The organism is Caballeronia sp. M23-90 (assembly GCF_053574605.1).
In genome coordinates, this window is the sequence record NZ_JBSIPA010000563.1 from 1 (window position 1) to 3900 (window position 3900).

A 3900-nucleotide genomic window follows, 5' to 3' on the forward strand; every position below is an offset into this window, starting at 1 on the left:
AATGGTGCTTGACCACGGTCCAGAAGTAATACCCCAGCGGAATTGCCAGCACGACGAGGCCCCACGGCACTTCCTTGAAGCGTCCGGCGAGCAGCTTCACGATCACGAAACACAGCAGGCCGCCATGTTCGCTCTCATGCTGCTGTTCGTGCCGGTCGCGCTCGCAATCCCGAAAGAAGCCACGGCGCCCGCGCTGATCCTGATCGGCCTGTCCATGTTCAGCACGATCCGCCACGCGCATTTCGATGATTTCACGGACGCCTTCCCGGTCCTTTCGATGGTCTTGCTCACGCTCATGTCCAACAGTTTCGGCACGGGCATTGCAGGCGGCCTGCTGTGTTTCGTGATCGTGAAGCTGCTCGCCGGACGCTTCAAGGAAGTGCCGTGGGGCCTCGTCGTGCTGGCAATTCCGCTGGGGTATTACTTCTGGACCGTGGTCAAGCACCATTAATTTCTGCACTACCGCAAGTACCGACAACCATGAAAGAGACATACGGCAACGTGCCCGCTTCGCGCACGGGAACAGACATCACGGCTGCGCACAAGGCATTCTTCAAGGCGATTCCAAAGGCCGAGCTGCATTGCCATTTGCTGGGCGCCGTGCGCCACGAGACGTTTATCGCGCTGGCGGAAAAGAGTAACGCGCCCATTGAACGCGCCGAGATCGATGCGTTTTATACGCGTGGCGAAAAGCCTGTCGGCGTGCTGCGCGTGCTGCGCACCCTCGATGAACACCTTCTCACCGGCCCCGACGACCTGCATCGGATCACGTATGAGTATCTCGAGGATGCTGCTGCGCATAATGTCCGTCACGCCGAGTTTTTCTGGAATCCGACGGGGACGGTGCGTGTGTCGAAAATCGAATACGGCGATGCGCAAGCCGGCATCGTGCAAGCGATCCGCGACGCGGCACGCGACTTCGGAATGTCGGCGCGATTGATTCCGAGCATCGACCGGGAAGCCGATCCGGATGAAGCGGTCGCGCTGGTCGAATGGATGAAAGCGCATCGCGCCGAGGAAGTCGCGGGGATCGGCATCGATTATCGTGAGAACGACCGGCCTCCCGAACTGTTCTGGAAGGCGTACCGCAACGCACGCGAGGCGGGTTTCAAGACGACCGCGCACGCGGGCGAATTCGGCATGCCGTGGCGCAACGTGGAAACGGCAGTTGAATTATTGAAGGTCGACCGTCTGGATCACGGCTATACGATCGTCGACAACCCCGCGCTCGCCGCGAAGTACGCCGCGTCCGGCATCGTGTTCACGGTGGTGCCGACCAACTCGTACTACTTGCGCACATTGCCGCCGGAGAAATGGGCCGAGCTTCATCCGATCCGCCGGATGCCCGAGATGGGTCTGCGGATCCATCCGAACACCGACGATCCCACGCTGCACAAGGTCAATCCCAGTGAGGCATGGGAACTGATGTTCAGTCACTTTGGCTTTAGCACGGATGATCTGCGCGGTTTCATGATCAACGGCATCGACGGCGCATGGGTCGATCAAACCACGCGCGCAACCTGGCGGGCGCAATGGCTCCCGGAATTCGACAGCCTGGTCGAGCAATTACCTTGAGCGGTTCAATTTTTGATCGCACCGGTGGTGTCACGAAAACGCGCTTATCATCGCGCGTTGAAATCCGACACAGAAGTCACCGCGCATGCAATCAGCAGGCAATCAATCGATGCAATCTCCCGGCACGAAGCCCGGGGGAATAGTCGTCGCGACGATCATAGGCAACGCGTTCGTTGCCTATGACTTCACCGTGTACAGCTTTTCGGCGCTGATCATCGGCCGGCTGTTCTTTCCGTCGGATAACCCGCTCTCCTCGTTCCTGCTTTCGCTGGGAACGTTCGGCGCGGGTTTTTTCATGCGTCCGCTCGGGGCAATGTTCATCGGTCATCTGGCGAGCACGCGTGGCCGCAAAACTGCCATGACGTGGTCCATCGCGCTGATGACGCTCGGCACGTGGATGATCGCGTTCTTGCCGACGGCGGCGTCCATCGGCGTGACGGCAGCGTGGCTGATGGTCCTCGCGCGGCTGATGCAAGGGTTCGCGGCGGGCGGAGAGATCGGCCCGGCGTCGGCGGTGCTGATGGAATCGGTGCCGTTCAACCGCCGCTGTTACCTGACAAGCTGGCGCGGGGCGAGTCAGGGCGCCGCGGCGTTTGCGGCTGCGCTCGTCGGCGCGACCCTGACCGCCCTGCTTTCATCTAAAGCGATGCACGACTGGGGCTGGCGGATTCCCTTCGTGCTGGGCGGATTTATTGGACCGGTTGGATGGTATTTGCGCCGACGCATGCCGTCCGTCCCAGTCAACGCGCCCGAGCGGCCGCGTTTCAGCACGCTCTTCAGGCAGCATGCGCCCACGCTCGGCTACGGCACGCTGATGATGGCCGCGCCTTCGGTCGGGATTTATATCACCGTGTTTTATATGCCGAGCTATCTGGTGCGCACGCTGCATCGGCCGCCGGCCATAAGCCTTCTGATCGCGAGTCTTTCCGGGCTCGTGATCATGATTGTCAACCCGCTGGTTGCGCGCATCGCCGACCGGCAGGCGAGCCGGAAGCCGCTCCAGTACCTGATGCTCGTGATCTGCCTGGCGCTGACGTATCCCGCGTTCCTGGCGCTCAGGGCCGGCGTCAGTAATGTCGCCGTGACCGCAATCATTCTTGCGTATGTCGCGCTGGCGCTGAACAACGCCGGTGCAAGCACGGTCTTGATGATGGAAGCGTTTGCGCCGCTGCATCGCGCTGCGGCGTTGTCGATCATGTACAGCTTTGGCGTGACCATCTTCGGCGGATTCTCGCCGCTGATCGTGACCTGGCTGATCGCCGTAACCGGCAATCCGATGATGCCCGCGTGGTATCTCATCGGCGCGATCTGCATCACGCTCTTCGCGCTTCAGCGGTTTCCCGCAGCCGCCTGACTTACTTGCCGCCCGGCCCGAACGGCGACAGCACGCCGGGTTTGCCCATGCGCTGCAACTCGAAGGCGGCGGCACGCGCGTCCTGCGGACTCATGCCGTAAGCGCGGCGAAACGCACGCGTGAAATCCGACGCGCTCTTGAACCCGAGCCCATAGGCAATATCGATGACCTGGATGTTCGGAAAGCGCACCAGCTCGCCGGCCGCTTCCCGCAGCCGCCGGTTGCGGATATATGCGCCGAGGCCGCCTTCATGCTCGAACCATCGATAGATCGTGGCGCGCTTCAGTTGCAGCGCATCGACCACGCCCGAGGGCGACAGCTCCGGATGATGCAGATTCGCCTCGATATACCGGCGCACCTGGCCCAGAACCGCTACCTGAACTGCCGCACGCGCTTCGCCGGTCAGACGCGCCTGCTTGCGGAACGCGGCGATCAACAGTTGTATGGCGGCGTCCAGTTCGCCTTTCGCCTGCGCGACGTTCATGCGCGGCAAGTGACGGCTGAGCGCCGCGGCGTGATCGAAGACGAGCTGCGTCAGCGGCGAGCTTTGCTCCACGATGCGCCCGTGGATTGAATCCGCGCCGGGGAACGCGGCATCGACCACTGCCTTCGGCGCGAACAGGGTCAGCACGTGGCAAGCGGGACGCTCTACGCGAAACGGCTGGTCCAGATCGAACGCGATGAGACCGCCCGTCGAATTCCTGGCGCTGCGCTTGGTCGGCGTCCCCGAAACATTGCCCACGCCGCCTTCCGCGAACAGATGGAAAACGTAGTCACGGCGGGTATCGGCGGAGACTCGCGCGACCGAGCGTTCAAGCGTGAGCGCGTCCGTGCGGGAATCAGTGAAGACGATGTCGCCGGCCACGTATTTGTCGATCTGGCCGTGAAAACCGTCGGCGAGCTGCGCCTTGACCGGCGGCATCGTCTTCACTGATTCCCGCACGGACGCGCTCACGCTTGAACGCTCGGTA

At 62.2% G+C, this 3900-nt stretch carries 3 protein-coding genes and 1 pseudogene; 3 read left to right on the plus strand and 1 reads right to left on the minus strand.

What is annotated here, in order from left to right; translation table 11 throughout:
* Positions 1-118 precede the first annotated feature (118 nt).
* The 3 genes and pseudogenes from ACRXB1_RS32495 to ACRXB1_RS32505 all read left to right on the plus strand — a co-directional run.
* Positions 119-451, plus strand: a pseudogene (locus ACRXB1_RS32495) (NCS2 family permease); the annotation flags it as partial.
* Positions 452-480: 29 nt separating this feature from the next.
* Complete coding sequence (locus ACRXB1_RS32500) at positions 481-1575, plus strand: adenosine deaminase family protein (protein ID WP_449494368.1); 1095 nt, start codon at positions 481-483, stop codon at positions 1573-1575.
* Between the two features lie 85 nt (positions 1576-1660).
* On the plus strand, positions 1661-2929 hold the full coding sequence (locus tag ACRXB1_RS32505; protein WP_449494369.1) for an MFS transporter: 1269 nt from the start codon (positions 1661-1663) through the stop codon (positions 2927-2929).
* 1 nt (position 2930) lies between these two features.
* Here ACRXB1_RS32505 and ACRXB1_RS32510 read toward each other — a convergent pair.
* The coding region (locus tag ACRXB1_RS32510) for a helix-turn-helix transcriptional regulator (RefSeq protein WP_449494370.1) at positions 2931-3900 on the minus strand (970 nt) is incomplete at its 5' end.

What these genes read in the sequence shown, in the direction of transcription:
- ACRXB1_RS32500 (WP_449494368.1), top strand. Translation starts at nt 481, where the DNA reads ATGAAAGAGACATACGGCAACGTGCCCGCTTCGCGCACGGGAACAGAC.
- ACRXB1_RS32505 (WP_449494369.1), top strand. Translation starts at nt 1,661, where the DNA reads ATGCAATCAGCAGGCAATCAATCGATGCAATCTCCCGGCACGAAGCCC.